4 protein-coding genes are annotated in these 3,945 nt (G+C 66.3%); 3 read left to right on the top strand and 1 reads right to left on the bottom strand.

The features are described from left to right. Positions 1–242 precede the first annotated feature (242 nt). Positions 243–971, bottom strand: a complete 729-nt coding sequence (locus AWB76_RS38355) for a HisA/HisF-related TIM barrel protein (RefSeq protein ID WP_061165282.1) — start codon at positions 969–971, stop codon at positions 243–245. Between the two features lie 13 nt (positions 972–984). Between AWB76_RS38355 and AWB76_RS38350 the strand changes: the two genes are divergently transcribed. The 3 genes from AWB76_RS38350 (at position 985) to AWB76_RS38340 (ending at position 3,825) form a co-directional block, all read left to right on the top strand. Next, positions 985–2,025 carry an ATP-grasp domain-containing protein gene (locus tag AWB76_RS38350; protein WP_061165283.1) on the top strand — a complete coding sequence of 347 codons (1,041 nt, stop codon included), beginning with the start codon at positions 985–987 and terminating at the stop codon, positions 2,023–2,025. Then, the gene (locus AWB76_RS38345) at positions 2,022–3,152 is read left to right on the top strand and encodes a hydantoinase/oxoprolinase family protein (RefSeq protein ID WP_061165284.1); all 1,131 of its coding nucleotides are present in this window, start codon (positions 2,022–2,024) and stop codon (positions 3,150–3,152) included. The genes AWB76_RS38350 and AWB76_RS38345 overlap by 4 nt, the downstream gene beginning before the upstream one ends. 85 nt (positions 3,153–3,237) lie before the next feature. Continuing rightward, positions 3,238–3,825, top strand: a complete 588-nt coding sequence (locus AWB76_RS38340; RefSeq protein WP_061165281.1) for an amino acid kinase family protein — start codon at positions 3,238–3,240, stop codon at positions 3,823–3,825. The last annotated feature ends 120 nt before the right edge of the window (positions 3,826–3,945 follow it).

Here is a 3,945-nt window from a genome sequence, read left to right as displayed (position 1 = left end):
TGTGACCGCGGGCCTGAAAAGCTGCTTTCTTTGGTCACTTTCTTTGCAGCAGCAAAGAAAGTGACTGCCGCCCCGCATAGGGGCAGCGCCAATAGACCGACGAGAAACCGGGATCCGACCAAAACTGCTCCGCAATGCAACACACTGTCACCTATGGATGACCAGATGCAACACTGCTTGCCAAAGGTTTTCAAGCGCAGGCAAAGCAGACCAACCACTGGCACAAATATTGAGTTCACCGCTCAGAAGCCACCGCGATGCACATCGCCATGCCCCAAAGTGCCATCGTGAATTGCGGAAGCGACGAGCCACGCGAACGCGCCACTGCCCGCGGCGAGTGCCAGATCGGAATCATGGCGGATTCCCCCCGCCCCGATCACCTCCCGCGCTCCGGCGAGCGCCCGCACGGCCGCGAACGTATCGAGATCGGGTCCGGCATACGCGCCCACGTGATCCAGCGTCATCACGATCACGCGCGACGGCCACCATCCGCTCTCGGCATGCGTCGAGCCGAGCGCGCGCCCGGCGCGATAGTCGAGCGACAAAATCGGCTCGAAGCCGCAAGCCGATGCCTCGGCGATCGCGCCGATGTCGACGAGCGTTTCGGTGCCGAACACGGGCACGATCGCAGCAGGCGACGCAGACCGCGTCAATTGCGCGATGCGTTCGACCAGCGCGCGCATCGGCGAGAACGCGGTGAAGCCCGCGTCGAGCCAGATGCGAAAGCCGTCGCCGAGGGCATCGCAAAGCGCGGCGAGCGCGTGCTCGTGCGCGCCGCGTGAAAGGATCGCGCCCAGATCGGCGACGTACAACGTGCGTGCGCCGGTCGCGGCGACGAGCGCGCGGGCGATCGCAACAGGATCGCTCGTTGCGCACAACGAAGACTGGATCGGCCGGTAGCGCGAACGCTCGCCGCGCACCGCGCGCACCGCTTGGCCGTCGAGCAGATCGAGAACGGGTATCACCTGCATGGATGGCTTTCCTTTGACCAAGATCTTTGTATTCGAGTATCTCACCGGCGGCGGCATCGATCCGGACGCGGCAGGCGCAGGCAGCCTCGCCGATCTCTCCGCGCTGATCGTCGAAGGCCGCGTCATGCGCGACGCCATCGCCGCCGATTTGCGCGCGCTGCCCGGCGTCGACGTGACCGTCGCGAGCTCGCGTTTCGAACAACTCGACGACGCGCACGGCTACGTGCGCGCCCAGCCGGGCGAATCGGTCATACGTTTCGTTGCCCGCATGGCGCGCGAGCATGACTATGCGTGCATCGTCGCGCCGGAGTGCGACGGCCTGCTGCTCAAACTCTACGATGCCGTCGGCCAGGCGCGCTGGCTCGGCTGCGCGAAGGAAGCGATCCGCGCCGCATCGAGCAAGAGCGCGACGGCCGCGTGTCTCGCCGCGCGCAGCATCGCCGCGACGCCCGCGCTCGACCCCGAAAACGCGACCGCCGCGATCGGCCGGCGCTGGGTCGTCAAGCCCGATGACGGCGCCGGCGGCCTCGACACCTACGTCTACGACGACCTCGCCGCCGCGCGCGCCGAATACGCCGCGCGCGCGGAAGCGGGCCGCAATCCCGTGCTGCAGGAATGGATCGACGGTGAGCCGCTCAGTCTGTCGCTGATCTGCCGCGATCGGCTGTCGCGGCTCGTGAGCATCAACCGGCAGCGCATCGGATTGTCGGATGCGGCGGGGTCGGGACGTCGCGAACGAATCGTTCAGTTCGATGGCGTCGATGTCGATCGCATCGACCGGCATGGTCCGCAAGGGCGCGCGCTCGAACGGCTCGCGCTGCGTGTCGCCGAAGCGTTTCCGGGGCTGCGCGGCTTCGCGGGCATCGACGTCGTGTCGCATCCGGAGCGCGGGCCGGTCGTGATCGAGGTGAATCCGCGTCTGACGGTCGCGTATGCGGAACTGAGCCGGCGCGGCGGCAGAAATCTCGCGACGGAGCTGCTCGCGGCGCATCGCGTGCCCGGCTTCGACGGCGATGCCGGATTGCTGCGCGCGTGCGGCGGAGCGTCGTCATGACGGCATCGACATCGAACGATGCGCCGGTGTTCGGCTGGGACGTGGGCGGCGCGCACGTCAAGGTGTCGATGGCGACGCGCGCGGGCGTGCTCGCCGATGTCGCGCAATGGGCGTGTCCGTTGTGGCAGGGCATGGCGCATCTGGAGCGCGCGATCGACGCGATGTTCGAGCGCTGGCCCGCCGCCGCCGATGCCTGCGCGCGCCACGCCGTCACGATGACCGGCGAGATGGTCGACCTTTTTGCCGACCGCTCCGAAGGCGTGCGCACGTTGACGCGCACGCTTGCGCAGCGGCTCGGGCCGCGCACGATGTTCTTCGCCGGCGATGCGGGCTGGCTCGCGCGCTCGGCGTGTCCGGATCACTGGCGCAAGGTCGCATCGGCGAACTGGCTCGCGACCGCGCAATGGGTCGCGGCGTGCATGCCGGATGCGTTGCTCATCGACATCGGCAGCACGACAACGGACATCATTCCGATCGTCGGCGGAAAAGTGATGGCGCGCGGCGCGAACGACGCCGAACGGCTCGCGAGCGGCGAGCTCGTCTATCAGGGCGTCGTGCGCACGCCGTTGTGCGGGGTTGCGCATCGCATCGCGTTTCGCGGCGAGATGACGGGCGTGATGAACGAATGGTTCGCGACGACCGCCGATGTCTATCGTTTGACGGGCGAATTGTGGCCCGAGCACGACCAGCATCCGAGCGCCGATAACGGGCCGAAGACGGAGGCCGCGAGCCGCGTGCGGATTGCGCGGATGATCGGCCGCGATGCCGTCGACGCGAGCGATGCCGAGTGGCGCCGTTTCGCGCAGAGCTGGCGGCACGAGCAGTTGCGCGCGCTGGAGGCGAGTTTCGCGCGTGTCATCGCGCAGGATGCGTCGCTGGCGGCGGCGCCGATCGTCGGCGCGGGCTGCGGGCGTTTTCTTGCGGCGGCGCTGGCGCGGCAGGAGGCGCGCGGCTATGTCGATTTCGCGCGGCTCGCCGGTGTCGCCGACGACGATGCAACGCGCGCCGAATGGGTATCGACGTGCGCGCCGAGCGTGGCGGTCGCGTTGCTGGCGTCGACGGCGACGAAGGGCGCGGGAGGCAACGAAGCGCATCCATCGAACGATGCGTCGCCGCGCGCAGCGTGATAGCGTCAGCAATACAGCGGGATGAAGGCAGCGGTATCGGACGCGGGTGCGTGGCCCGTCGGCTTGATCGAACGAGGACAGGAATATGTGGGTGGTGAAGATCGGGGGGAGCCTGAGTCACGACCCTGCGCTGCGCGAGTGGCTGACGCGGCTATGGGAAGTGGGTGGCGGGCGCGTCGTGATCGTGCCGGGCGGCGGCGATTTCGCGGACGCGGTGCGGCAGTATCAGCAGGAATGGCATTTCGATGACCTCGCCGCTCACAACATGTGCCTGCTCGCGATGGCGCAGTACGCGATTCTGATGCAGGGCGTGGTGCCGGAGCTCGTGCTCGCATCGAACGAGGATCGCATCCGGCGGGCATTGCGCGATGGGCGTGTGGCGGTTTGGGTGCCGACCGATCTGATGCGTGCGACGCCGGATTCGATGACCAACTGGGATACCACTTCCGATTCGCTCGCCGCGTGGCTTTCTTCTTCGCTCAATGCGGAGCGGTTGATGATCGTTAAATCATGCGAGGTGGAGGCGAATGCGCCGCTCGAGGCGCTTGCTGTTAAAGGTATCGTCGATCGGCGGTTTCCCGCTTATGTTCGGGATGCTAACTATATTGTTGAGATTTTTTCTAAATCCGATGCTGGGGTTATGCGGGATCGGCTGTTGAATGTTGCGGTTTGATTTTTTTTTTGTTGCCCGATCCCGTATTCGTGTTGGTTTATTAGGCTCTTTTGAAAACGGAGTGGGTAACGGCCTTCAGCGGGCATGCGAGTTGAATGCGGAGAAGTCGAGTTTGCCTGC

It is taken from the genome of Caballeronia temeraria (assembly GCF_001544795.2).
Lineage (GTDB): Bacteria > Pseudomonadota > Gammaproteobacteria > Burkholderiales > Burkholderiaceae > Caballeronia > Caballeronia temeraria.
This window is presented reverse-complemented; position numbering and strand designations above follow the sequence as displayed.